General features: G+C 56.1%; 22 protein-coding genes. 7 read left to right on the top strand and 15 right to left on the bottom strand.

Translation table 11 applies throughout. The features are described from left to right. Positions 1-2: 2 nt before the first annotated feature. Positions 3-2,768, bottom strand: a complete 2,766-nt coding sequence (gene rapA / locus NP603_RS15115; protein ID WP_256611759.1) for an RNA polymerase-associated protein RapA — start codon at positions 2,766-2,768, stop codon at positions 3-5. 201 nt (positions 2,769-2,969) lie between these two features. On the opposite strand from rapA, the gene NP603_RS15120 reads away from it, so the two are divergent. Continuing rightward, the gene (locus tag NP603_RS15120; protein WP_256611760.1) at positions 2,970-3,407 is read left to right on the top strand and encodes an NUDIX domain-containing protein; all 438 of its coding nucleotides are present in this window, start codon (positions 2,970-2,972) and stop codon (positions 3,405-3,407) included. Positions 3,408-3,466: 59 nt separating this feature from the next. Here the strand turns inward: NP603_RS15120 and dapB are convergent, their stop codons facing one another. The 5 genes from dapB to hrcA all read right to left on the bottom strand — a co-directional run bounded on the left by dapB (position 3,467) and on the right by hrcA (position 9,281). Then, positions 3,467-4,273, bottom strand: coding sequence for a 4-hydroxy-tetrahydrodipicolinate reductase (gene dapB, locus NP603_RS15125; RefSeq protein ID WP_256611762.1), 807 nt, complete (start codon positions 4,271-4,273; stop codon positions 3,467-3,469). 3 nt (positions 4,274-4,276) lie between these two features. After that, complete coding sequence (dnaJ, locus tag NP603_RS15130; protein WP_256611764.1) at positions 4,277-5,413, bottom strand: molecular chaperone DnaJ; 1,137 nt, start codon at positions 5,411-5,413, stop codon at positions 4,277-4,279. Positions 5,414-5,543: 130 nt separating this feature from the next. Next, entirely contained in the window at positions 5,544-7,481 is a 1,938-nt protein-coding gene (gene dnaK / locus NP603_RS15135) for a molecular chaperone DnaK (RefSeq protein WP_256611766.1), read from the bottom strand. 71 nt (positions 7,482-7,552) lie between these two features. Next, on the bottom strand, positions 7,553-8,191 hold the full coding sequence (gene grpE / locus NP603_RS15140; RefSeq protein WP_256611767.1) for a nucleotide exchange factor GrpE: 639 nt from the start codon (positions 8,189-8,191) through the stop codon (positions 7,553-7,555). Positions 8,192-8,240: 49 nt separating this feature from the next. After that, entirely contained in the window at positions 8,241-9,281 is a 1,041-nt protein-coding gene (hrcA, locus tag NP603_RS15145; protein ID WP_256611768.1) for a heat-inducible transcriptional repressor HrcA, read from the bottom strand. A 280-nt stretch (positions 9,282-9,561) separates the two neighbouring features. Here hrcA and NP603_RS15150 point away from each other — a divergent pair, with 280 nt between their 5' ends. The 3 genes from NP603_RS15150 to NP603_RS15160 all read left to right on the top strand — a co-directional run bounded on the left by NP603_RS15150 (position 9,562) and on the right by NP603_RS15160 (position 13,413). Further along, a complete protein-coding gene (locus tag NP603_RS15150; protein ID WP_256611769.1) occupies positions 9,562-10,788 on the top strand; it encodes a response regulator in 1,227 nt (408 codons plus the stop codon). A 9-nt stretch (positions 10,789-10,797) separates the two neighbouring features. Further along, the gene (locus NP603_RS15155; RefSeq protein ID WP_256611770.1) at positions 10,798-12,024 is read left to right on the top strand and encodes a SpoIIE family protein phosphatase; all 1,227 of its coding nucleotides are present in this window, start codon (positions 10,798-10,800) and stop codon (positions 12,022-12,024) included. A 63-nt stretch (positions 12,025-12,087) separates the two neighbouring features. Next, positions 12,088-13,413 (top strand): sensor histidine kinase, encoded by a 1,326-nt coding sequence (locus NP603_RS15160; protein WP_256611771.1) that lies wholly within the window; start codon positions 12,088-12,090, stop codon positions 13,411-13,413. A gap of 24 nt (positions 13,414-13,437) precedes the next feature. Here NP603_RS15160 and NP603_RS15165 read toward each other — a convergent pair whose 3' ends face one another. The 3 genes from NP603_RS15165 to NP603_RS15175 are packed head-to-tail and all read right to left on the bottom strand — an operon-like array spanning position 13,438 to position 15,068. Further along, on the bottom strand, positions 13,438-14,145 hold the full coding sequence (locus NP603_RS15165; protein ID WP_256611772.1) for a dinitrogenase iron-molybdenum cofactor biosynthesis protein: 708 nt from the start codon (positions 14,143-14,145) through the stop codon (positions 13,438-13,440). A gap of 4 nt (positions 14,146-14,149) precedes the next feature. Further along, positions 14,150-14,464 (bottom strand): rhodanese-like domain-containing protein, encoded by a 315-nt coding sequence (locus NP603_RS15170; protein WP_054758556.1) that lies wholly within the window; start codon positions 14,462-14,464, stop codon positions 14,150-14,152. Positions 14,465-14,492: 28 nt separating this feature from the next. After that, positions 14,493-15,068 (bottom strand): hypothetical protein, encoded by a 576-nt coding sequence (locus NP603_RS15175; protein WP_256611773.1) that lies wholly within the window; start codon positions 15,066-15,068, stop codon positions 14,493-14,495. A 624-nt stretch (positions 15,069-15,692) separates the two neighbouring features. Between NP603_RS15175 and NP603_RS15180 the strand changes: the two genes are divergently transcribed. Then, positions 15,693-17,174, top strand: coding sequence for an alginate export family protein (locus NP603_RS15180; RefSeq protein WP_256611774.1), 1,482 nt, complete (start codon positions 15,693-15,695; stop codon positions 17,172-17,174). Between the two features lie 8 nt (positions 17,175-17,182). On the opposite strand, the gene NP603_RS15185 is transcribed toward NP603_RS15180, so the two are convergent. Next, positions 17,183-17,956 carry an HAD family hydrolase gene (locus NP603_RS15185; protein ID WP_256611775.1) on the bottom strand — a complete coding sequence of 258 codons (774 nt, stop codon included), beginning with the start codon at positions 17,954-17,956 and terminating at the stop codon, positions 17,183-17,185. A gap of 293 nt (positions 17,957-18,249) precedes the next feature. Here NP603_RS15185 and NP603_RS15190 point away from each other — a divergent pair, with 293 nt between their 5' ends. Next, a complete protein-coding gene (locus NP603_RS15190) occupies positions 18,250-18,924 on the top strand; it encodes a prolipoprotein diacylglyceryl transferase (protein WP_256611776.1) in 675 nt (224 codons plus the stop codon). A gap of 161 nt (positions 18,925-19,085) precedes the next feature. Further along, positions 19,086-19,610 (top strand): glutathione peroxidase, encoded by a 525-nt coding sequence (locus NP603_RS15195; RefSeq protein ID WP_443192646.1) that lies wholly within the window; start codon positions 19,086-19,088, stop codon positions 19,608-19,610. 3 nt (positions 19,611-19,613) lie between these two features. Here the strand turns inward: NP603_RS15195 and NP603_RS15200 are convergent, their stop codons facing one another. From NP603_RS15200 to NP603_RS15220, 5 genes are all read right to left on the bottom strand, one after another. After that, positions 19,614-20,807, bottom strand: a complete 1,194-nt coding sequence (locus NP603_RS15200) for a flagella assembly protein FlgT middle domain-containing protein (protein WP_256611778.1) — start codon at positions 20,805-20,807, stop codon at positions 19,614-19,616. After that, entirely contained in the window at positions 20,785-21,468 is a 684-nt protein-coding gene (locus NP603_RS15205) for a hypothetical protein (protein WP_256611780.1), read from the bottom strand. Before NP603_RS15205 ends, NP603_RS15200 begins: the two co-directional genes overlap by 23 nt. 111 nt (positions 21,469-21,579) lie before the next feature. Then, the gene (gene rsfS / locus NP603_RS15210; protein ID WP_256611781.1) at positions 21,580-21,921 is read right to left on the bottom strand and encodes a ribosome silencing factor; all 342 of its coding nucleotides are present in this window, start codon (positions 21,919-21,921) and stop codon (positions 21,580-21,582) included. Between the two features lie 8 nt (positions 21,922-21,929). Continuing rightward, the gene (gene nadD / locus NP603_RS15215; protein ID WP_256611782.1) at positions 21,930-22,565 is read right to left on the bottom strand and encodes a nicotinate-nucleotide adenylyltransferase; all 636 of its coding nucleotides are present in this window, start codon (positions 22,563-22,565) and stop codon (positions 21,930-21,932) included. Then, entirely contained in the window at positions 22,566-23,804 is a 1,239-nt protein-coding gene (locus NP603_RS15220; RefSeq protein ID WP_256611793.1) for a glutamate-5-semialdehyde dehydrogenase, read from the bottom strand. Between the last annotated feature and the right edge of the window lie 135 nt (positions 23,805-23,939).

A 23,939-nucleotide genomic window follows, 5' to 3' on the forward strand; every position in this document is an offset into this window, starting at 1 on the left:
CGCTAGCTGGTAATGACGAAGCGCACCGCATCCAGCCGTAACTGGGTATCCTGGATGCATTCGTGAGACAGCATGGTTTTCTGTTTCAGTTGTTCGATTTCTTGCGGCTTGATACCCGGATTGATTTTTTTCAAGCGCACCAACCGCTTGATCTCGCCGGTCAACGCCGCGATCATCCGGTTGCCGCTCTCGGTAATCAACCTTTGCATCTGGGCAGCAGCTAGACCCTCAGCTGCCTGGATCATGTCCTGAATATGCTGGCGCTGGCTGTGCAAAAATTGGGCAATCTGCAGTTTATCGAAGCTATCTCCAGTCTCGGTCAAGCTATCGTGGGCAACGGCCGCCGTCAGATCTTGTTTGTTTTGGTCCACCAGAATGCGGATCGGCGTATGCGGCAAAAAGCGGCCGAGCTGCAATTCGGCCGGCGCGCTGCATTCGGCAACGAACAATAGCTCCAACAAAAACTGGCCGGCTTTCAACTGCGGGTGCTTGACCACGCTGACTGCAGCATTGCCGGTTTCGCTGGACAATACCAAATCCATGGCCGACATGACCATCGGATGCTCGGCCGTCAGAAATTGCATATCCTCGCGCGCTAGAGCTATATCCCGGTTGGTCGTCACTGTCAGACCATCGTCCTGCAGCATCGGAAAATGGGCGATGCGCAGATTTTCGCTGGGCCATAAGATAAAGCAATCCCGGGAATGGTCCTCGACATCGACCCCGTAACAGTCGAACATCGCCTCCATGTAAGGCCACAAAGTGCCGTCCCGCTCGTTCTGGTAGATCGTTTCCACCAATTGCGCAGCCTCCTGCGGCCGGCAGGAATTGAGCTCCAGCAATAAATCACGGCCTTTGTGCAGTTCTTCTTCAACCCGTTGATTCAGATCGCGGGTTTTGGCAATCAACTCGTCGATTGCAGCCGGGGCGCGCACTCGCAACACCTCGTGCAACTCGTTGCCGAGCAATTTCAGCACTTGTGCGGCACCCGAACAGTTGTGCCTGAACGCATCCAAACCTTCTTCATACCAACGGTAGAGCACATGCTGGGCGCTGCCGACCAGATAAGGAATATGGATCTGAATCACGTGCTTCTGCCCGATTCGGTCCAGCCGGCCGATGCGTTGTTGCAGTAAATCCGGATTTTCCGGCAAGTCGAACAGAATCAAATGGCGGACGAATTGGAAATTGCGGCCTTCGCTGCCGATTTCCGAACACACCAACAGTTGCGCCCTGCTCTCTTCGTCGGCAAAAAACGCCGCAGCCCGATCGCGCTCGACGATACTCATGCCTTCGTGAAACACCGCCGCAGTATGGCCGACATGGTGCCGCAGCAACTGTTCCAATTGGATAGCGGTGTCGGCCCGTTTACAAATCAGCAAGGCTTTTTCGTCGCCCAGCGCTTTTAGCTGAGCGACCAGCCAATGCAAGTACGGGCTGTTGGCCAAATCGGCGCTATCCTCACCCTGCAACGGATAGGCATGGCGTTGCCGATCCGGAAATCCCTGTACGGTATGCCGCGAATTGCGGTATAGAATCCGTCCGGTCCCGTGATGGTCCAGCAACAGTTTGATCAATTCCTCCCGCGCGTTGCCGTCGGCCGCATTGACCTCTCTCAGCCAATTATCAACATTGTCGTGCTGCAGCAAACGTTGCAACAGCGCTTGCTGCTCGGCATCCAACCTTTCGCCGGCAATCAACAAATTCGCCAGGCGGGCGACCGGCTCGAACTGGCTTTCCTCGGCCAGGAATTGCTTAAAATCGTAAAAGCGGTCCGGGTCCAACAAGCGTAGGCGGGCGAAATGGCTTTCCTTGCCCAATTGCTCCGGGGTGGCGGTCAATAACACCAATCCCGCCGCCGCCGCGGCCAGTTGCTCGACGAACAGATATTCTTCGCTCGGCGCCTCCGCGCTCCATTCCAGATGGTGGGCCTCGTCGACCACGACCAAATCCCAGCCGGCATCCAGCGCCTGATCGCGCCGCTCGGGGAAGTCGGCGAAGAACTGCTGGCTGCACAGGATCAATTGTTCGTGCTGGAACGGATTGCCCTCGTCGGCAAACGACATGCAGCGCGACTCGTCGAACAGACTGAAACGCAAATTGAAGCGGCGCAGCATTTCCACCAGCCATTGGTACATCAGGCTTTCCGGCACCAGAATCAAGACTCGCTGGCTCAAGCCGTTGATCAAGCGGTGCTGAATGATCAAGCCGGCTTCGATGGTCTTGCCCAAACCGACCTCGTCGGCCAGCATGATGCGCGGCTCGGAGCGGTTCGCGGCCTGGTGGGCAATGTACAACTGGTGCGGAATCAGCGCAGCGCGGGCGCCCTGCAAGCCTATAACGGCGGATTGTTGATGTTGCTGTTGCCGACGCCAGGTCTCGTAGCGCAACAAAAACCAGGCGGTCGGGTCGAATTGGCCGGTAAACAAGCGGTCTTGCGGTTTGTTGAACTGAATATGGTGGTTCAATTCCATTTCATCGACTTGCTGCAACCGGCCGTCTTCATCCAAGCCGATATAAGTCAGCAGGCCGGCGTGTTGCTGCACCTGCTGCACCGTAATCTTGGCGTATTCCACCGATTCGATAACGTCGCCCTCGCTGAACTGTACCCGCGTCAGCGGGGCATTGTCTTTGGCATAGACGCGCCGGTCGCCGGTGGCCAAGAATAAGACGGTGACGCGGTTGGCTTCGGCCTCGACGACCATGCCCAAACCCAGTTCGGATTCGGTGTTGCTGATCCAGCGTTGGCCGGGAATAAATTCGTTCATGTATTTCTTTTTATTGATTGATTTCCAGTCGGTACCGAGTCGAACCATCGGTCCGTCGCCGGATAGCACTTTAGTCCGGCCGGCGGGCATGTCATACCGAAGGCACCATTTGCTATGCCTCGCACATTTCTGCCGTCGGCCAAAACCGGTATAAACTAGGGCCGACAATATTTTAACGCTTAACCCAGCCTCATGACCGCCATGCCAAAACCGATTACACCGCTACTTGCCGCCGACATCCTGATCGAATTGATCGACCATCCGCATCGCCCATTCGTTCTGATCGAACGCAAATATCCACCACACGGCTGGGCAATACCCGGCGGTTTTGTCGACGTCGGCGAAACCGTCGAACATGCGGCGATTCGAGAAGCGAAAGAGGAAACCGGATTGGACGTCGAACTGACCGCATTGCTCGGGCTTTATTCCAACCCGGCCCGGGATTCGCGCAACCACACCGTCACCGCCGTTTACTTAGCAACAGCCCACGGCGAACCGTTGGCAGCGGACGATGCGAAAAATTGCGGATTGTTTACATTCGACAGTTTGCCGGCCGTTCTGGCTTTCGATCACGCCCAGGTAATTGCCGACTACCGGCATTATAAACTGACGGGCGAAGTAACGCCGCTGAGAATATAAGATTTTTCTGATTTTACAACATTGAGGCCGGGCTTGAACCCGGCCGCTACACGCCCGACTCAGGTTTTCAAGCCCAGCACGTCCTGCATATCGAACAAGCCGCGCGGTTTGTCCGCCAACCAAATCGCAGCGCGCACCGCACCGTTGGCAAACGTCATCCGGCTACTGGCCTTGTGAGTGATTTCGACCCGCTCGCCTTCATCGGCAAACATCACGGTATGCTCGCCGACGATATCGCCTGCCCGAATCGTCGAAAAACCGATGGTTTTGCGGTCGCGGGCGCCGGTCTCGCCTTCCCGGCCGTAAATCGCGCAGTCTTTTAGATCTCGCCCCAACGCCGCCGCGACGACTTCGCCCATTCGCAATGCAGTGCCGGACGGCGCATCGACTTTATGGCGGTGGTGGGCTTCGATCACCTCGATATCGGTGTAATCGCCCATCACCTTCGCGGTCATTTCCAACAATTTGAGCGAAAGATTGACGCCGACGCTGAAATTAGGCGCAATCACCATCGCCACGTCGTTAGCCGCGGCAGCAATGCCTGCTTTCTGCGCGTCGGAATAACCGGTAGTGCCGATCACCACTTTTTTTCCGGCCTGACGGCAAATTTCGATGTAATTCATCGACGCGTCGGGACGGGTAAAGTCGATCAACACGTCGAAGCGGTCGGCAGCCGCCGCCAAATCGTCGGTAACGCTCACCCCAGCCGGCGCCAAGCCGGCCAATTCTCCGGCATCCCGGCCGACGGCCAGACTGCCCGGCCGCGATACCGCAACGGTCAATTCGGCTTGCTGGGCGGCCAGTGCCGCTTTGATCAAACACAAGCCCATGCGCCCGGAAGCGCCGGCAACAGCGATTCTTTGCATGGCTTATCCTGTCAGTTTGTCGAAGAAGTTTTTCACGCCATCCATCCAGCTATGTTCTTGCGGACTGTGGTGCTTGCCGCCGCCGGACAAGGATTCGCCGAGTTTCTCGATCAGGGCTTTTTGGTCCTTGGTCAAGTGCACCGGGGTTTCCAGTTGCACCTTGCACAGCAAATCGCCGACCGCCCCGCCTCGGACCGGCTTCACGCCCTTGCCGCGTAAGCGGAACATGCGGCCGGTTTGGGTTTCCGGCGGGATTTTCAACATGACCTTGCCGTCCAGGGTCGGCACTTCCAGTTCGCCGCCCAAACAGGCCATAGGGAAACTGATCGGCACTTCGCAATACAGATTGGCGCCGTCGCGGGTGAAAATCGGATGGTCCTTGACCTGGACTTGCACGTACAAATCGCCGGATGGGCCGCCGTTCAAGCCGGCCTCGCCCTCGCCCGCCAATCGGATGCGGTCACCGGTATCGACGCCGGCCGGCACCTTGACGTTGAGGGTTTTGGTTTCCTGCACCCGGCCCTGGCCATAACATTTCGGGCACGGGTCTTTGATCTGTTTACCGGCACCGCGGCAGGTCGGACAGGTTTGTTGTACCGAAAAAAAGCCTTGCTGCATCCGCACCTGGCCATGGCCGTGGCAAGTAGTACAAGTGACCGGGCTGCTGCCTTTTTTCGCGCCGCTGCCGTTACATTCGCCGCAAGCGACCAGCACCGGCACCTTGACGGTAGCTTCGGTACCGCCGACCGCTTCTTCCAGCGTCAATTCCAGGTTATAACGCAAGTCGGCGCCGCGCTGAACACTGCTGCGCTGCTGGCGGCCGCCGCCGAAAATATCGCCGAACACGTCGCCGAAAATATCGCTGAAGCTCTCCGCTCCGGTAAAGCCGCCGCGACCGCCGCCCATCGACGGATCGACGCCGGCATGGCCGAACTGGTCGTAAGCCGCGCGTTTTTTCGAGTCGGACAATATTTCGTAGGCTTCTTTGATCTGCTTGAACTTCTTCTCGGCCTCTTCCGGATTTTCCTTATTCCGGTCTGGATGGTACTTCATCGCCATCCGCCGATAACTTTTCTTGATTTCGGCTTCGCTGGCGTTGCGATCCACTTCCAGCAATTTATAAAAATCTTCTTTTGCCATAACGAGGAAAACCGCCGGCGGAAACCGGCGGTTAATTAAGATGTTGAATTGAAAGAATGACGGACGCGACCTGAACAGCGTGCGCGTCCGTCCTACCCTCTCTCAGGCCGCGAGAGAAACCGAACGAACTTTACTTCTTGTCGTCCTTGACTTCCTCGAACTCGGCATCGACCACGTTGTGGTCGGGCTCGGCTTGTTGGCCGCCGGCCGCGTGTTCGTGGCCGCCGGCTGCAGCCGCTTCGGCGCCGCCTTTTTGGGCGTAGACGCGTTCGGCCAGTTTACCCGATAGCTCGGTCAGGGCGTTGGTTTTAGCTTCAATGGCGTCTTTGTCGTCGCCTTTCAATACCGCATGCAGGTCTTTGATCGCCGCTTCGATCGCCGATTTTTCGTCGCTGCTGACTTGGTCGCCCAATTCTTTCAGCGATTTTTCGGTGGCGTGAATCATGCCTTCCGCCGCGTTGCGGGCTGAAACCAGTTCCTTCAGTTTGCGGTCTTCGTCGGCGTGAGCTTCCGCGTCCTTGATCATGCGCTCGACTTCGTCGTCCGACAGACCGCTGGAGGCTTTAATGACGATGGACTGTTTCTTGCCGGTGGCTTTGTCTTTGGCCGACACGTTCAAGATACCGTTGGCGTCGATGTCGAACGACACTTCGATTTGCGGGATGCCACGAGGCGCCGGCGGAATGTCCTGTAGGTCGAAGCGGCCCAGCGATTTATTGCCGGACGCCATTTCCCGCTCGCCTTGCAACACGTGCACGGTAACGGCAGTCTGGTTGTCTTCGGCGGTCGAGAACACTTGCGAGGCGTTGGTCGGAATCGTGGTGTTTTTCTCGATCAGCTTGGTCATCACGCCGCCCAGGGTTTCGATACCCAATGACAGCGGGGTAACGTCCAGCAACAACACGTCTTTGACATCGCCGCCCAATACGCCGGCTTGAATCGCCGCGCCCAAAGCCACGGCTTCGTCAGGGTTGACGTCTTTGCGCGGTTCTTTGCCGAACAATTCTTTAACGAATTGTTGCACTTTCGGCATCCGAGTTTGGCCGCCGACCAAAATCACGTCGTTGATTTTCCCGGTCGAGACGCCGGCGTCTTTGATCGCTTGCAGGCAGGGGCCTTTGGTGCGTTCGATCAAATCGTCGACCAAGGACTCCAATTTGGCGCGAGTCAGTTTGACGTTCAAGTGTTTCGGACCGGAAGCGTCGGCGGTGATGTACGGCAAGTTGATGTCGGTTTGCTCGGCTGAAGACAACTCGATTTTGGCTTTCTCCGCCGATTCTTTCAGCCGTTGTAAGGCCAACGGATCGTTGTGCAGATCGATGCCGGTGTCTTTTTTGAATTCACCCGCCAAAAAGTCGATGATGCGCAAATCGAAGTCTTCACCGCCCAGGAAAGTGTCGCCGTTGGTGGCCAGTACTTCGAACTGGTGCTCGCCTTCGATTTCGGCGATTTCAATGATGGAAATATCGAAAGTACCGCCACCCAGGTCATAGACCGCGATAGTGGTGTCGCCTTTCGGTTTGTCCATACCAAACGCCAACGCCGCTGCGGTCGGCTCGTTGATGATGCGCTTGACGTCGAGACCGGCGATACGGCCGGCGTCTTTGGTGGCTTGGCGTTGCGAGTCGTTGAAATAAGCCGGTACGGTGATGACCGCTTCGGTGACTTCCTCGCCCAAAAACGCTTCGGCGTCTTTTTTCAGTTTCATCAACACCCGGGAAGACACTTCCGGCGGCGCCATTTTCTTGCCGTGGCATTCGACCCAAGCGTCGCCGTTGTTGGCTTCGATGATTTTGTAAGGCACCATCTTGATGTCTTTTTGTACCGCGTCTTCTTTGAAGCGGCGACCGATCAAACGTTTGATCGCGAACAAGGTGTTTTCCGGATTGGTTACCGCTTGGCGTTTGGCCGATTGGCCGACCAGGACTTCGTTATCGTTGGTAAAGGCGATGATGGAGGGCGTGGTGCGGGCGCCTTCGCTATTTTCGATGACCCGCGCGGTGCCGTTTTCCAGCACGGCGACGCAGGAGTTGGTGGTTCCTAAATCGATACCGATCATTTTGCCCATTGAAATTCTCCAGACTTGAATAAGGGGTAAGTTAAAAAGTTGTTAGCGATATGCGGTTGATCGTTGGATTTTCAAGCCTGCTCATCGATTTTTGCACTGTCGGCGGGTTTGTCGGCGGCCTTGGCCACCACCACCATGGCCGGGCGCAACAAACGGCCGTTCAGAATGTAACCTTTTTGAAATACGTTCAGTACCGAATTCGGCTCGGCCGTTTCGCTGGGCTGCATGACCATGGCTTGATGAAATTCGGGATTAAACGGCTGACCGAGAGGATCGATAGTCTCGATGTTGAACTTGGCGAACACCGATTCGAATTGTTTGATGGTCAGCAAACTGCCTTCGCGTAACTTGACCACTTCCGGACTGTCGCCGCTTGCGGCTTGAATGCCCAATTCCAGACTATCGAGCACACTGAGCAATTCCTTGGCGAATTTGGCCAGGCCGTATTTGCGCTCGTCGTCCAAATCCTTTTGCACTCGCTTTTTTAGGTTCTCCATCTCGGCCTGAGCCCGCAACGCTTTGTCCAGATTGGCAGCCGCGGCTTGTTGGGCTTGTTCCAATTGCTCGCGCAAGGATTCGATGCTGACCGTTTCTTCCGTTGCGGTTTCTTCGGCGCCGGCTTCCGCCGCGGTCGGCTTAGTTTGCTCTAATACTTCGGCGATCAGTTCGGCGTCCGTCTGCTGTTCGTGACTCGATTGCTGGTGACTCATATTTTCTCCATGGTTCTAATTTTTTGAGTTGGGCTAACGATAGGGGCTATTATTTCGGATTCAAGGCCGCGCCCAATAATTTTGCCGTGACGTCGACGAACGGAATCACCTTCTCGTAAGCCATCCGGGTTGGGCCGATCACGCCGAGCACGCCGACGACTTCGTCGTTGACCGAATACGGCGCGGTCACCAGGCTGCACCGTTCGAACACGCTGTAGCCGGACTCTTCGCCGATAAAAATCTGCACGCCGTCGGCCTGCAGGCATTGGTCCAACAAGTGGATTACGCCGTGTTTCTGGCTGAAGGCGTCGAATAGTTGTTTGAGCCGTTCCATGTCGGACAGCTCGGAAAAACCCATCAAATTGGTTTCGCCGCTCAACACGTAATCGTCGTCTGGCTGCTGCGCAAACGCCAATTGCGCCATGTTGACTGCATCGATCATGCCCTGGTTGACCGAATGCCGATCTTTTTCCAGGTCCTTGACCACCAAGTCGCGGATCTTGGCCAGACTGCGGCCGGTAAACACCGAGTTCAAATAGTTGGCGGCCTGTTGCAATTCGGCGGTAGAGAATTGTTTCTCGGTATGAATGATCTTGTTATGGACCTCTTCGGTATCGGTGACAAAGATCACCAGAATCCTGGTACTCGACATCGGCAAAAATTCGATGTGGCGCAACGAGACGCTGTCGCGGCGCGGCAAGGTTACCACTCCGGCCATTTTAGTGACGTCGGATAGGAGCTTGGAGGCCTTGCCGAGCAAATCGGTGGCGGTTTCGGTCTGGCTGTGCAGACTGGCCTGTAACTGGTCCAATTCAGCCGACGCCAAAGGCCTGACCGTCAGAAGACTATCCACGAACAAACGGTAGCCGCTGACCGTCGGCACCCGCCCGGCGGACGTATGCGGCGAATGGATCAAGCCCATCTCTTCCAAATCAGCCATCACGTTGCGGATACTAGCCGGGCTCAATTTCAAGTTGGGATCTTTCGACAGCAGGCGCGACCCAACCGGTTGACCGTCTTGGATATAACGCTCCACCAGGGTTTTTAGTAAATATAACGATCGTTCGTTTAAATCCTGTCCGCCAGCCACAGTTCGTTACCTTCAAAATTCGTTAGCACTCCACACTGCCGAGTGCCAACAGCAAAGCTATCAGTTGCCTAAAACCTTGTCAATGCTGCAAAAATCTTAACCAATACCCATTCCTGGTTATCGGTGCCAGACAAACCGACTCGGCTTATCTAAACTTAAGCCCCTCGCAAGCCAACGATTGCGACCGATACCCAGTAACCCGAAGCGCTAAACCAGCGAAATTTTGCGCAAACCGCGATTGCCGTGCCACCGCGCCGGTTGGCGGTGAAACTGATTCGATATGGACGGAAACAAAAATATCCTGTTCGTCGACGACACTGAAAATGTGATCAGCGGCATCCAGCGGCAACTTCGCCCTTATCGCGAACAATGGCATTTGTATTTCGCCACCAGCGGTAAACAAGCCCTGGAATTAATGCAGCACCAGCCCATCGATCTGATCGTCTGCGACATGATGATGCCGGAAATGCGCGGCGACGAATTACTTAAACGGGTGGCAGAGGCCTATCCGGGCACGGTACGCATGATCCTCAGCGGCTACGCCGACGAAGAAACCTTGACTCGGGGATTGGAGGTGGCTCACCAATACTTGGCCAAACCGTGCAGCGCCGAAATCTTGCGGGAAACGATCTGCCAAATCTTCAATATCCAGGCTTGCGTCAATAATCCGCGCATCGCGGCGGAAGTCGGCGAAGCCAGCCAGTTACCGAGCTTACCCAAAATCTATAACGAGTTGAACTCCGCGATTGCCGACGAACGCACCACCAGCACTCAAATCGCCGATATCTTCGCCAAGGACATGGTGCTTTCCGCCAAACTGCTGCATCTGGTCAATTCGCCGTATTTCGGCTTGCAGCGCAGGGTATCCAATCTGACCGACGCGATCAATCTGATCGGCCTGAAAAAACTCAACAGTCTGGTGTTGTCGGTACACGTCAAAACCGCCTTTCCGGTCGACGATCAAGCAGCGGAACGCTATATGGAATACTTGTGGCAGGACGCCGGTCGGGTGGCCGAACTGGCTCGCTTGATCGCGCTATCGGAGCAGCAAAGCGAAGACCGGCCGGACCAAGCTTATTTGGGCGGCCTGCTGCACAATATGGGTTTGCTGATCTTTATGTCGCGCGGCGGTCATAAACTCAAAATGCTGATCGAACAAGCCCTAATCAGCGATACGCCGATCGCCGAACTTGAAACCGCCATCTTCGGTTTTACCCGCGCGGAGGCGGCCGCTTACGTGCTGAGTTTATGGAAAATACCACCGCGCATCATAGAATCGATTTTGCTGCAACAACGGCCAAGCGATTCCGAATACGACGGCGTCAACGCACTGACTGCGGTACATGTCGCATCCTGCCTGCTCAAGCCCTCGGCAATGGGCGGTTACGACCGTTTATTCGATATGGCTCTGGATCTAGCCTATTTGCAGCGGCTCGGCAAATTGGACCGTCTAAACGAATGGCGAACGCTGGCCGATAACGTCATGGCATGTTTTGCGACAAAATAGGAGGGCTAGATGGTGGAAATATTGCAAAACAAAATCCTGTGCGTAGATGACGAACCGAATGTTCTGGACACGTTCAAACGCACGTTGGGCCGCCAGTTCGCATTATTCACCGCAAGTTCCGCCGCAGACGCACTGCGCATCCTCGAGCAAGAGCGCGACATCGCCGTGATCGTGTCCGATTACAGCATGCCCGGCACTGACGGCTTGGCATTCCTGAAGCGAGCCGGCGAGATTTCCCCAGACAGCGTGCAAATCGTGCTGACCGGAAACATCGAGTTGGACATCGCCATCAGAGCGATCAACGAGGCCCATATTTTTCGCTATTTACCCAAGCCCTGCCCGCTGGAGGTTACCAAGAAAATCATCGCCGACGCGCTGGCACAATACCGGCTGGTGGTTGCCAAGCGCCTGTTAAGCGAACAATTGGAACAGAAAAACCTGGAATTGTTACAGCGCAATGCAGAGTTGGCCGAAAAACAGGCGCTGCTGGAGCACGAACTGGAGACCGCTAAAATCGTTTGCAGCAAATTCGGTAAAAACGGCTACCAAGTGCCCGACGGCCTTGATTTTTTCATCTCGGCCAAAGACGCGGTGGGCGGCGATTTCATTTTGAACGCCGTCAGTCGCGACGGCCAGGCATTTTACCTGATGATGGGCGATTTGACCGGCCACGGATTACAGTCCGCACTGGGCGGTTTATTAGTCACCGAGATCTTCGACGAGCAATGCCTGGACCATCCGCCGCTGGAACAGTTGGTGAATACGATTAACCGGAAAATGTGCCGCAAATTGCCGACCGGCTTATTTTGTGCGGCATCGCTGATTGCGTTGGATTTGGCGGATGGCCGTCTGCAAGCATGGAACGGCGGCATGCCGGATATTTACTTTTTAGACCAGCAAGGCCAAATCGCCGACAAATTGCACTCTGCGAATCTGCCGCTCGGCATTGCCGCCGACCCTGGTCTTATCGGCAACATTGCCGAGTACGACGTCGGCGGTATCGAATCGGTATTTCTTTATAGCGACGGCGTGACCGATCAAATCGGCGCGGACCTCAACTTATTCGGAGTAAACGGTTTGCAGCGGGCACTGGAGGCCGATCTTGCTAGAGAGAGGCGTATCGACCGAATTGAGGCACAGTTGCGAGCCCATCAGCAGCAACAGCCCCAATCGGACGACATATCGATGGCGGAAATCAATTTGCCGCGAATTTGCCGGGCCTTGGCGATCCGATGAGCGGGTACGGTGGATTTTCGCCAACGCAGTGCGCACCAGAACGCATAACACCGGAGTCTGAGCATGTTCATTGAGGCAGAAGAGCATTACCGGATCCTGGCGGTCGATCCGGACCCGGCGTTGCGCAGCCGACTCGACTTGATGTTCAACGGCAGTGAGCACGCGTCGTTGACATACCGCCCAGAAAATCTGAGTTATATGTTTCTTGGCTGCACAACTATGGTAGAAGCGAGTGCAGCCATCGGCCGCGGCGTCAAGTCCGGACAAATTTTCCAGCTGGTTTTCGTGGAAAACAACCTGCCGGATGGCGAAGGTCTGGATTTAATCCGTCAATTGTGGCTAACCGACGCCGACCTGCATGTCGTGCTATCTACCACCAGTCCAGGGCCGAACTGGGAGCAAATTGTCGCCACATTGGGGGAAAGCGACCAATTGTTGATCTTGGAGAAGCCGTTCAGTGACCTGGAATTGCGCCAAGTGGTTCATGCCGCGCTGCGAAAATGGCAGTTAAGCAAACAGTCGCAAAACGTTATGCGCTACATGGAGCAGCAAATCGAGCAGCGCACCCGCGCTATCGAACAAGCCAACAAAAACCTGCTGCAAGCCGAGAAATTAGCCGCCGTAGGCCAACTCGCCGCCGGCATCGCCCACGAAATCGCCACGCCGGCACAATACGTCGGCGACAATCTGCGAGCCATCGGCGATTTCTTCGCCAGCATCACCCATCTGCTGGAACGGTACCGCACAATACTGTCGGCACAGGCCGACCATCGACAGGTTATCGACGACCTGGAACGTCAGGCCGATCTGGCGTTTATCCTGGAAGACGCTCCGTTGGCCATCGAACAGTCGTTGGAAGGCATTGCCCAAATCGTGCGTATCGTCCAGGCCATGAAGGGGTTTTCGCATAGCGGACAGAGCAACGCCGGATGGATCAACGTCAATCTGGCATTGGAGAATACATTGCTGATTGCCCGTAACAGCTATAAATACGTGGCGGAGGTGGAAACGCATTTTGGCGACGTACCGACCATAGAATGCTTTCCGGGAGAATTGACTCAGGTTTTTTTGAATATCATCGTCAATGCGGCGCAAGCCATTGAGGACGGCAAAAACGGCGGCGGCAAAATCGAAATCCGCACCTCGGCGGTAGACGACTTTGTGGAAATCCGGATCGCCGACAATGGGCCCGGCATTCCGGAACCGATTCGCGACCGCATCTTCGACCCGTTCTTTACCACCAAAGACTTCGGCAAAGGCAGCGGCCAAGGCCTGCATATCGCCTACCGTATCGTCACCCAGCAACACGGCGGCACGCTGAGCGTCGTCAGCGAAACCGGACAGGGAACCGAGTTTCTGATACGGCTGAACCGGCAATTGCGCCGTTAACAGATTGCCGACCGCCTTACCCCGCTATTCCTGAGCCACGAAGCGTTTGCGTTCCTCCGCGCTCTTGCCCAATGCCTTGGCCATCCAGGGCGGCGGCGCGTCGAACACTTTCTGGAATTCCCGCAGTTGGTCGGTCGCTTCGATCACGTCCGGAATTTTGATCGGGTAAATGTCGGCACGGATCACTTTTGCCGCCGCCGGCCCCCCGATCGATTGCACGAACAGCACGTGGCAATCCTTGATCAATTCGGCGCGGAACAGGTTTTTGTCATCGGCGGTATCGGCATCGACCGTAGACCGAATATCCACCAGCCGCAAGTCGTCGCGCGACAACTGGTACACCAGAAAGCGGATACAGGAACCGAAATGGCCGTTCAATAATGCCCCGCTATTCGACGCGATCGCGACCCGGATCGACTCCGGCAAGTCACCGTCCTTGTAAGGCATGATTTCCGGCAGGCCCTCGTCGCCGTCTTCCTCGCCCCACAAGTACCGCACGGCCAGTTTGATATTGGCCAGGCCGATATCGATATCCTCGCCATCCTCCTCGCCGTCGTGGCTACCGATGCCGGTCTTCAAATTGGTCACGGTAATCGACTTCAATTTCTCGTCCGACAGCGGCGAGCCGACCTTTTCGTGCAGGATGCCAATCAGTGTCGCGACATCGACTCCTGGCAGCACGCGCGACGCCAACGCAATCCGCAACGCCAAATCTCGTGATAGTTGTTCCATAGCCTCACCTTTCAAGTTTGTGCTGCTCTTTCCAGTCGGCATAACCGCCGGCCAGGCTGTAAACCGCTTGGAAGCCGAAATCGCCGAACATTTCCGCCAAATGTTCGCTGGCGTGGCCGTAATAGCAGTAAATCAGCAGCGGCTTGGTTTTATCCGCCTTGCGCAGCAGGGAATCGCGCAACTGTTCGTGCACATGCATGGCATTTTCGATATGGCCGGCCCGGTAATCCTTCAGATCGCGGCAATCCAGAATCATCGGTTGCTGCGCGGCTATCAGTTGTTCCGATTCGGCGACGGAAACCGTTTTAAAGTTTTTCATGCTCGCTCCCAACCTGGGCAAAGCCGGGTTAGACCGGACCGTAGCTGGCTTCTCGTTTGACTTCTATGGTCTTGCTCAAAGCCGTTTGGTAATCCACCGTTTCCGCCTTGAATTTGAAATCTTTGGCAGCTTCGTAAACGGTCACCACCTTGTCTTCGGCCGACTGGCCTTTCAGGTCTGACTTTTCGATGTAGAGCAATTCCATGGTTTCGTTCCAAACCATACCTTCGCTGTACGGCAATAATTTGAACTTGACGCCGCCGATTTCGACTTCCAGATTGTCAGCAATGTTTTCTACATAGATCAAAGCCAGGGTTTCGGGCGTCAGTGCGGACTGGTATTTCTCGACAAACACTTCCAGCGAATCCAGTTTGTAAACCACGCCGTTTATGAACAAGATTTTCTCGCTATCGGCCAACATCGCGGCTTGATGAATCAGCAACTTAGGCGGATTACGATCGTTAGGATTCGTGGCGCCCTCACGCATCGCGCCTTCGACCAAAACCAGGTCGCCACGCCAGGCCGAAACACCGGCCATGCTGGTCTTGCCCAACACGGAAGTAATGGTTAAAAGGCCCTGGCTGTCGTAGCTCTCGAGTAACATCGGAAAAGTCTCCTGTCGAATGAATAGAATCGTGTTACTTGAGAACGATGCAAGAGGCTTGCCAGCTTGTTAAACCCTTATCAATATTGGGAATATTGCAGCGACATTCCGGATAACCGGAGGTAAAACAAGCCAATTCGGCTATCCAATGGCTGACATTGTCGCAAACCCGACATCAGGCTTAAGCTTTCGCAGCCCTCTGTGTCGTATTTGCGACGATCCGATTCATTTAGGCGGTTGCAACTGGAGCGGTATCGTTACTAAACCGGCCGCCTGCCCGACTCGTTTTCCAGGAAAATCAAACACCGTCGCCGATATGGACGCCATTCTCCGCACGATTTTCGCCGAATCCGAACCTGGTCTCGCTTGTGACAACTGCAAACTAACCCAGCAAACCTCAATTTCATACCGACCTTTGGAGAGAGGAAATACCGCTTCAGTTTGCAATTGTTGCCTTAACGAAATTAAATTGTTCCCAATTTTCGTTATTTACACAGATACATAACGACAAGTAAGCTCAATCCAGACGTTGCCTGGCAGAAGCGGAAAAATACCGCGCCCAGGCAAATCGATGCATAACACTACTGCACGCGCAGCGTATTAACTTCGATATCGGGTTGAACCATGAAACTACCAGCAGTCAGCAAGGCGATAACGGTCACCGCCGGCATTTATGTTTGTGGCGCAGTAGGCGTTCTACAAGCCGCCGAGAAAAAAACCTACAACCGGCCGCCGTTTGCCGCATTTTCCAGCCAAATGTCCGATGCTTTGCTGGGCAACGACAAATACGAAAAACCGGTGTGGAACCTACACGACAACCTTGGCTTGCCGAAATGGCTATCGCTCGGTCTGGAACAGCGTACCCGTTATGAAACGCTGGACAACGCTTTTAAAGCCAACGGCAAAGGCGGCGACCAGCAAATCGCGCTGCAAAGCGATCTTTGGCTGCAAGCCGCTTTCGATGCCTTCCGCCTCGGCGCGGAATTTCTCGATGCCCGAGCCTTGGCTGCCGACAGCGGTTCCGGTATCAACAACACCCACGCCGACCAAGCCGACTTCATCCAGGGTTACTTAGCCTGGGCCAAACAAAATGTGTTCTACAGCGGTCTCGGTTTCGAAATGGTGGCCGGCCGCCAAACCTTGAATCTGGGCAGCCGGCGTCTGGCGGCGCGCAACGCGATGCGCAACACAATCAACAGCTTCACCGGCGTCAAATTGCGCTTGTTGGACTACGACGCTTGGCAGTTGACCGGCTTCGTAACGATGCCGGTCAACCGCTACCCGACCGCTTCTATCGATTTGCTCGACGAAACTCACGAGTTCGACGAGGAAGACACCCACACCTGGTTTTCCGGCGGTTTTCTGGAGCTTTACAAACTGGCGTGGAATACCAACGCCGAGATTTACTTGTACCATCTGGACGAAGGCGACAGTATCCGCAATCCGACCCGCAACCGCCGCTATTTCACGCCGGGGGTTCGGTTATTCAGTAAACCGGCCAAGTCCAGTTACGACTTTCAATTGGAGACCATCGGCCAGTTCGGCACGGTCAGAGCCACGAGCGGCGCCCGCGACGGCCTGGACCAGCAGCACAGCGCCTGCTACCAGCACGCCGATGTCGGCTACAGTTTCGATGCGCCCTGGTCCCCGCATCTGACACTGGAATACGATTACGCCAGCGGCGACGACAACCCCAACGACAACCAAGAACAGAGGTTCGATACCTTATACGGCGCCCGCCGCTTCGAATTCGGCGCCACCGGCATCTACGGCGCGTTCGCTCGCACCAATATCAACTCGCCCGGCACCCGCATCACATTTTCACCGCGGAGCGACTTGCAAGCATCGGTTTCCCATCGCTTGTTCTGGCTGGCCTCGCCGACCGACAGCAGGGCCGGCACCGGCTTGCAGGATAAAACCGGCCGCAGCGGCGATTCGGTCGGCCAACAATTGGAATTGACGGCGCGCTGGGACGTGAACAGCAGCCTGAATTTCGAAACCGGCTGGAGCCATTTGTTCAAAGGCGAATTCGCCAGATCCGCACCGTCCGCACCGCGCACCCCGGATACCGATTACGTTTACTTGCAAAGCTTGCTAAGGTTTTAACGGAGCTTTCAGGCCCTGCCGAATCCGGCGTCGCCTTCCAGGAAGTCTTCGAGATGTATCGGCCAACAGCCTTCAGCTTCAGCCTGCGTTTTGTCCTGCGGCAGATTGTAACCCCATAGGGCGAATCCGAGCCGCAACTCGGCAAGTTCGCTATGTTTGCGTACGTTCTGCAGAGATGGCAAGCGGTCTTCGACAAAATAAATCGGCCGGCCGGGATGCGAACGTTGCAGACCTTTCAATACCTCCGGCTTGCTCATATTCCGATCCAAGCCGAAAATGCGGTCGGCGGCCAGTTCGATGTCGTTCGCATTCAGGATTTTCTTTACGAAACGCTCCTGCTTGGTAGTAACGACGTACCAGTCATGGTTACTACCCAACCGGTTCAGCTTTTCGGCCATGCCGGCGAACAGCGGATTCACGGCGATCCAACCCGCTTTGTCCTCGGCGATCCATTGGTCGCGCGTATCCCCGAACAACTGTTTCAGCCCCTCCACCGTCAGACCGGCATCCGCCATCAAGGCTTGGGCCTTTTCGCCATAACCGGCGTAGATCGACTCGGTAGTCTCGCCCGCATACAACAACCGAATCACGAGTATGGCTTCGTAGCCGGTTTCTATGATCGGGCGAACGGCGCGGAACTGTTCGACCAACTCCGGCGGAGCAGTTTCCGCCATGCCGTTCCATATCGTGGCAGCGGCTTTCCAGCCGGTCAGCGCGGTTTCCAGTGCGCTGTCGCAAATCACGCCGTCGAAATCCAGCGCGTAAATAATTGAATCAGTCATTAACAAACCAGGGGATGGGAAATAAAAACGCGGTTATTGTACCGAACCCAGCCGCCGATAACCTCGACCGCGTCACTATGCCGGACCAAACCCGGCCAAAAGCAACTATTTCAACGAATTATGCTATAAATCGAATCGGACTACGGCAACGCCATCCCGAATTTCGGCCCGGCACCGCCCCTGTCTGCGCCGTCAATGGACGCCGGACGGCCACTACAACAACGCAGAGTGCGCCCAGTCGGGAAACCGGGCCGGTCGTGCAGATAACAACACTCTTTCAAAGGAGGACCGTCATGTTGGTAATTTTATCGATTCTCGGCGTATCGCTGCTGCTATTAGGCATTTTGATCTGGGCATTCATCCGCCATCGCCGGAAAGCCAGAGCCGGCGCATCGGCGCCAATACCGAAACCAACGCAAACCTCGCTTAAAACCGATCAGGCAGTATCGCCTCCCGCCGAGCCAGCGTCACCCGCAGTAACATCCCCGTCCGCGGAAGCGGTGACCCCACCCGCGCCGGACTCGACTAGTCAGAGTGTAAAGGTGAGCGCGGCTACCGCAACTACGGCAAGTAATGAGCGCGAGCCGGAAGATTCCATATTGCGCCGTCATTATCAAGCCGCCAAACTGGCCGAAAAGGAGGTGCGGACAAATCCCTATCCGACCGATTCAGTTTTGCGCCGTCACTACGATACCGCGCATAAGGCCGACTCAACGGCGGAGCGAAATGCCGATAACCGGCCTAGCCGGGTTGCATCAGAATCAGCCGCGCCTGCCATTGCAACGGTAGCCGCAAAATCCGGCATTCCGCAGGATTCGGTGCTCAGACGCCACTTTCTGGCCCACCTCGCCCACCAGATCGAAAGCGAATTGCCAGGAAAACCCTCCGACTCCGTGCTGAAAAGGCACTACGAGACCATCGTCGCTCATAAACTGCAGCAATACTTGACTCGGATGCATTCGGCTTAAAGGTCGGCCCGCTTTGACAAATCCGCGGCCAACGGTAATCTGCAACCGTTCGCGCCGCGGTCAGGTCAATTGCGTATCGAATGAGAATTCCGGCTATCGGCGAATTTTCGGGAAGTCCGCACAATTCCGACAGGCGCAGTGTGCAACCATGGCGTCGCCAAATGTTTCCGACAACCACACCAAGCGAAATTTCCAGCATGAGCGATATTTACCAATTCTCCGCCGCCAACATACATGGCGAGAGCATTTCCTTATCCCAATTTCGGGGCAAAGTGGTCTTGATTGTCAATACGGCCAGCCACTGCGGCTTTACGCCTCAATATCGCGGTCTGGAAGCGTTATACCAAACTTATAAAAGCCGCGGACTCAAGATACTGGGTTTTCCGTGCAACCAATTCGGCCAACAGGAGCCCGGTACCAACCGGGAGATTGCCGATTTTTGCGAAGCCAATTACGGCGTCACTTTTCCGATGTTTGCCAAAGTCGACGTCAACGGCGCCAACGCCGATCCGCTGTTTCGATATCTAAAAGCGGCCGCGCCGGGCTTATTGGGAAGCCAGTCGATAAAATGGAATTTTTGCAAATTTTTGGTCGGCCGCGACGGCAGAGTGTACAAACGCTACGCGCCCTTCGTAGCGCCGTCCGCGCTGTCTAAGGATATAGAGCGCCTACTGGCCGAGTCGTAAACTTTACTGGGAGGCGAAGCTTTTCACCCAATCTCCTGGCCGAACCATGCCCTGCGCGCCGGCATCCAGACTGCCGGCCGCAGTGTTCGCGCTGACTTCACTGACAGTCAACATTCCGACCTGATCGCTCAAACCCCGCCCGCTCGGCGCAATCCCGGACGCCGAATAAATCATCAGTTTATCGCCTACCCTGATTTTGTCCTGAGCGCCGGCCGCTATCACGATGCGGTTGTTTGCCGATTCCAACACCCGGGTCGTGAACGGATAGCAACCGAACAAGCGGTGCAAATCCTCGCTGGCCTGCTGAATCAATTCGCTGATTTTGTGGCCGGACGGCGTGTCGTTGAAGCGCTCGCTGCCGACGTTATAGCCGTTCGGTAACGAAACGTCGCCCAGGATCGACGCGCTGTAGCGTTGCTGGAACAATAGCGCGCCGCTGAATCCGTCGTGCACGAATACGTCGAAATCGATGCTGCGCCGGCCAATGAAGTCTCGGGCCATCGATTTGATTTCCGCCAACACCCCGGTGCCCCTGACGAATTCGGTCGATTCGGTGCGAAACCCGCGAATCACGCCGGACAGCACGAACTGAGCATTATACTGGCGGGCGACGTTGACGATCACCGACTCGGCGGACCCCGTCGTCGGCAAGATTTCCGGTGCGATATCGGGCCGGGAATACAACACGGCGTTGGTCAGATTCCGGCCGATAAAATCGCCGGTTTCCATCAGCCGGTTATTGATTTCGCGCGGGATGCCGCTGAAAAGGTCCTGGCTTTCGCTGCTGCTGACCTGCTCGGCGTTCATGATCGGAAAGCCGGTGGCGACGATTTTTTTGCGGTACGGCGACGCGCAATGTTGGCGGTCGGACAATACTGCCAAGGCCTGGATGTGGTATACGCCGCCATCCTGCCATTCGTCGACCACCTTGATATCGCTGATCGCAGCCCCGGCCGGATTGCTGCGTTTCAATTGCGCCGAGGCGCGCTGTACCGCGTCGTCGATCGCCGCCCGCCGCGCTTCCTCGACGCCGCCGGCACCGATGGCGGCCGCGCCTTGTACGCTGGTCTGGCGTCCGGACGCATTGGCCGAGCTGTCGGCGTCGACGCTCTTATGCAACAGGCCGCCGTCGCAGGCGGCCAACACCAACGCCAGTACCGGCACGAGCAGACTGTTAAAGCGAATTGAAGAAGCCATTGAACAGGAAATATTGCAGAAAGCCACGCGCACCAGTATTGACTATCCCTTGCGCGTCGTAAAGTCCCGCATCCAGCAAAACATCGTCCAGGATGTTCGGTTGTTTGGAGAAACCGCTGACGTAATACAGGTCGTTGCAATCGCGCGAGCCGCAAGCCAAGTTAGCCGATGTGACGGTAGCTTCCTTGTAGCCCAACCGGGTGAACGGGACTTTATTTTCTTGCTGCAGACATTGGTCGACGTTGCCGGCACTACCGCTCATGCAGCGGTAAAAACGCGGACTGAGTTGCAGCTCCAATGTCGCTTTCAGACTGTCTTTTACCGTGCGGTAGTCGGATGCGGCAGCGCCGCGCAGATAGGTATCGAGATAAATCCGGTAAGTTTCGTCGCGCATCACCTTGGCGCCGACCGTATCGCCGTCGTCCAGCGGCTCACGGTACAACTGATCGGCTAAACTGCGGAACGCTTCGAGCTTGGCCGCCTGTTGCGCTTGCAGCCAACGCTGGTTGACCGAAAGCCGGCCGCTGTTATCGAAAGTACTGTAGCCGCTGGCACGCAAGGTTTTCGGCTGCGGCGCCATTTCGGCATTTTTGCTGCCGTTAGCTGCGCAACCCGCCAAGGCCAAACAGGCCGCCAAACTGAGTATTCGCCACGCTTTCATAACCCCTCCTTTAGCATGCCTAAGTCATCGACTGGGGCGGAGTTTTCTTGAGGGCTGCGCCGAAAAATTAGCGCGGCAACATCGGCAAAATTAGAGTTGAGCGCCTAATGCTCAGGCATGGGCGGCATCGCCGGCAACCGACCACAATTTTTCCAACTGGTACAACTCGCGGGCTTGTCCGGTCATGACATGTACGATGACGTCGCCCAAATCCAGCAAGATCCAATCCGAACCTTGGTCGCCTTCCATGCCTAAAGGTTGCAAGCCGTTTTCCTTGACTTTTTCGACCACGTAATCGCATAACGATTTGGCGTGCCGCGACGAGGTACCGGTGGCAATTACCATAAAATCGGTGATGCTGGTCTTGCCGCGCACGTCTATGGTTTTGATATTCAGGCCCTTGCGCAGGTCGAGTTCGGCTTCGACCAGTGTCACTAACGCTTCTGATTGCATTCGAATTCCTATTGATCAGTAGTTGCTTGATAAAGTTGGTGCTGACGGATCAAAGCAATAACCCGATCAGGCAATAAAAATTGCGGACTGCGGCCGGCTGCGATGAGCCGGCGGATTTCGGTGGCGGAAATCGCCAAAGCCGTCACCGGTTGGAACAAAACCCGCCCGGCCGCTGCGGTGCTTAACAACAGCGAGTCGTCGACGACCCGCTGTTGCAAAAACGGCGGCAACGGCCCGCGTTGGAAGCCGGGCCGGGTCATCACAACCAGGTGGACAAATTCGAACAGCCGTTGCCACTGATGCCAGCGTTCCAGCCCGGCAAAGGCGTCGGCGCCGATGAACAACAACAGCGGCGTAGCGCTGCTCAGTTCGCGCCGCAATTGCGCCAACGTGTCGACCATATACGACGGCCCGTCGCGTTCCAACTCGCGCCGATCGGCGTAAAAACCCGGCGTATCGGCTACCGCCGCGGCCAACATCTGCATCCGGATCTCGGCGTCGGCCTCGGGCTGGCCGCGATGGGCCGGCAGCCGGCATGGAATCAGGTGCAGGCGCTGCAATCCGAATAGCTCCTTGACCTCGAGCGCCGTGCGCAAGTGGCCGTAATGGACCGGATTGAAGGTGCCGCCGTAGACGCCGATCATCTATTGGCGGATATGGCCGTCGCCGAGCACGATAAATTTCAACGAAGTCAGGCCGTGCAGGCCCACCGGTCCGCGGGCGTGCAACTTGTCGGTGCTGATGCCGATTTCAGCGCCCAGGCCGTATTCGAAACCGTCGGCAAACCGGGTCGATGCGTTGACCATCACCGAGCTGGAATCGACTTCGCGCAGAAAGCGCCGCGCCAACGTGTAATCCTCGGTGACGATGGCTTCGGTATGCGCCGAGCTGTAAATGTTGATGTGTTCTATCGCTTCGTCGATATCAGCCACGATCTTGATCGACAAAATCGGCGCCAGATATTCGGTATGCCAGTCGTCTTCAGTGGCGCGGATGGCCTGTTTCAGTAACGAACAGGTTTTCAGGCAACCGCGCAATTCGACGCCTTTCTCGACATATTTTTCGGCTAACACCGGCAGCACGGCCGGCGCAATGCTTTCAGCGACCAGCAGGGTTTCCATCGCATTGCAAACGCCGTAGCGGTGGGTTTTGGCGTTCATTGCGATCGCCACGGCCTTGTCGATGTCGGCTTTACCGTCGATATAGACGTGGCAGATGCCATCCAGATGTTTGATCACCGGGATCGTCGCTTCGGCGCTGATCCGCTCGATCAGGCTCTTGCCGCCGCGGGGCACGATCACATCGACGTACTGCTGCAGCCGGACCAATTCGCCAACCGCGGCTCGGTCTGTGGTTTCGACCACCTGCACCGCCTGTTCCGGCAGGCCGGCTTCGCCCAGACCCTTGGCAATACAGGATGCGATAGCACGATTGGAGTGAATCGACTCCGACCCGCCGCGCAAAATACAGGCATTACCGGATTTCAGGCACAAGGCCGCCGCATCGACGGTAACATTCGGCCGCGACTCGTAGATGATGCCGATCACGCCCAACGGCACCCGCATCTGGCCCACCTGAATGCCGCTGGGCCGATATACCAGGTTGCTGATTTCGCCAACGGGATCGGGCAACGCCGCCACCTGTTTCAGACCTTCGATCATCGCATCGATGCGGGTCGGCGTCAGTTCCAACCGGTCCAACGCGGCCGAATCCAGGCCATTGGCCCGTCCGGCATCCAAATCCTTACGGTTTTCGCCGGCCAAAATCTCACGGGTCTCAGCAATGGCCGCGGCGATGTTGTACAAGGCCTCGTTTTTTTGGCCGCTGTCGGCTTTGCTAATTTCGCGACCGGCCTGTCTGGCTTGTCGGCCGAGCTGCTGCATATAGGTCTTAATATCCACGGCGTAACTACCCGATGATTTGGAAAAGCCGGGCATTATAACCCCAGAAACGGGGCATTGTCGGCCAAGGGCGCCAACGGCAAACCGGCCGCAGCGATATCCGGCCGAAATCGACCC

The sequence above is a fragment of the Methylomonas aurea genome, from assembly GCF_024505045.1.
GTDB lineage: Bacteria > Pseudomonadota > Gammaproteobacteria > Methylococcales > Methylomonadaceae > Methylomonas > Methylomonas aurea.

Excerpts from the sequence above, each read along its gene's own strand:
- rapA (WP_256611759.1), bottom strand. The coding sequence starts at position 2,768 with ATGAACGAATTTATTCCCGGCCAACGCTGGATCAGCAACACCGAATCC.
- NP603_RS15120 (WP_256611760.1), top strand. The coding sequence starts at position 2,970 with ATGCCAAAACCGATTACACCGCTACTTGCCGCCGACATCCTGATCGAA.
- dapB (WP_256611762.1), bottom strand. The coding sequence starts at position 4,273 with ATGCAAAGAATCGCTGTTGCCGGCGCTTCCGGGCGCATGGGCTTGTGT.
- dnaJ (WP_256611764.1), bottom strand. The coding sequence starts at position 5,413 with ATGGCAAAAGAAGATTTTTATAAATTGCTGGAAGTGGATCGCAACGCC.
- dnaK (WP_256611766.1), bottom strand. The coding sequence starts at position 7,481 with ATGGGCAAAATGATCGGTATCGATTTAGGAACCACCAACTCCTGCGTC.
- grpE (WP_256611767.1), bottom strand. The coding sequence starts at position 8,191 with ATGAGTCACCAGCAATCGAGTCACGAACAGCAGACGGACGCCGAACTG.
- NP603_RS15150 (WP_256611769.1), top strand. The coding sequence starts at position 9,562 with ATGGACGGAAACAAAAATATCCTGTTCGTCGACGACACTGAAAATGTG.
- NP603_RS15155 (WP_256611770.1), top strand. The coding sequence starts at position 10,798 with ATGGTGGAAATATTGCAAAACAAAATCCTGTGCGTAGATGACGAACCG.
- NP603_RS15160 (WP_256611771.1), top strand. The coding sequence starts at position 12,088 with ATGTTCATTGAGGCAGAAGAGCATTACCGGATCCTGGCGGTCGATCCG.
- NP603_RS15165 (WP_256611772.1), bottom strand. The coding sequence starts at position 14,145 with ATGGAACAACTATCACGAGATTTGGCGTTGCGGATTGCGTTGGCGTCG.
- NP603_RS15170 (WP_054758556.1), bottom strand. The coding sequence starts at position 14,464 with ATGAAAAACTTTAAAACGGTTTCCGTCGCCGAATCGGAACAACTGATA.
- NP603_RS15175 (WP_256611773.1), bottom strand. The coding sequence starts at position 15,068 with ATGTTACTCGAGAGCTACGACAGCCAGGGCCTTTTAACCATTACTTCC.
- NP603_RS15180 (WP_256611774.1), top strand. The coding sequence starts at position 15,693 with ATGAAACTACCAGCAGTCAGCAAGGCGATAACGGTCACCGCCGGCATT.
- NP603_RS15185 (WP_256611775.1), bottom strand. The coding sequence starts at position 17,956 with ATGACTGATTCAATTATTTACGCGCTGGATTTCGACGGCGTGATTTGC.
- NP603_RS15190 (WP_256611776.1), top strand. The coding sequence starts at position 18,250 with ATGTTGGTAATTTTATCGATTCTCGGCGTATCGCTGCTGCTATTAGGC.
- NP603_RS15195 (WP_443192646.1), top strand. The coding sequence starts at position 19,086 with ATGTTTCCGACAACCACACCAAGCGAAATTTCCAGCATGAGCGATATT.
- NP603_RS15200 (WP_256611778.1), bottom strand. The coding sequence starts at position 20,807 with ATGGCTTCTTCAATTCGCTTTAACAGTCTGCTCGTGCCGGTACTGGCG.
- NP603_RS15205 (WP_256611780.1), bottom strand. The coding sequence starts at position 21,468 with ATGAAAGCGTGGCGAATACTCAGTTTGGCGGCCTGTTTGGCCTTGGCG.
- rsfS (WP_256611781.1), bottom strand. The coding sequence starts at position 21,921 with ATGCAATCAGAAGCGTTAGTGACACTGGTCGAAGCCGAACTCGACCTG.
- nadD (WP_256611782.1), bottom strand. The coding sequence starts at position 22,565 with ATGATCGGCGTCTACGGCGGCACCTTCAATCCGGTCCATTACGGCCAC.
- NP603_RS15220 (WP_256611793.1), bottom strand. The coding sequence starts at position 23,804 with ATGCAGCAGCTCGGCCGACAAGCCAGACAGGCCGGTCGCGAAATTAGC.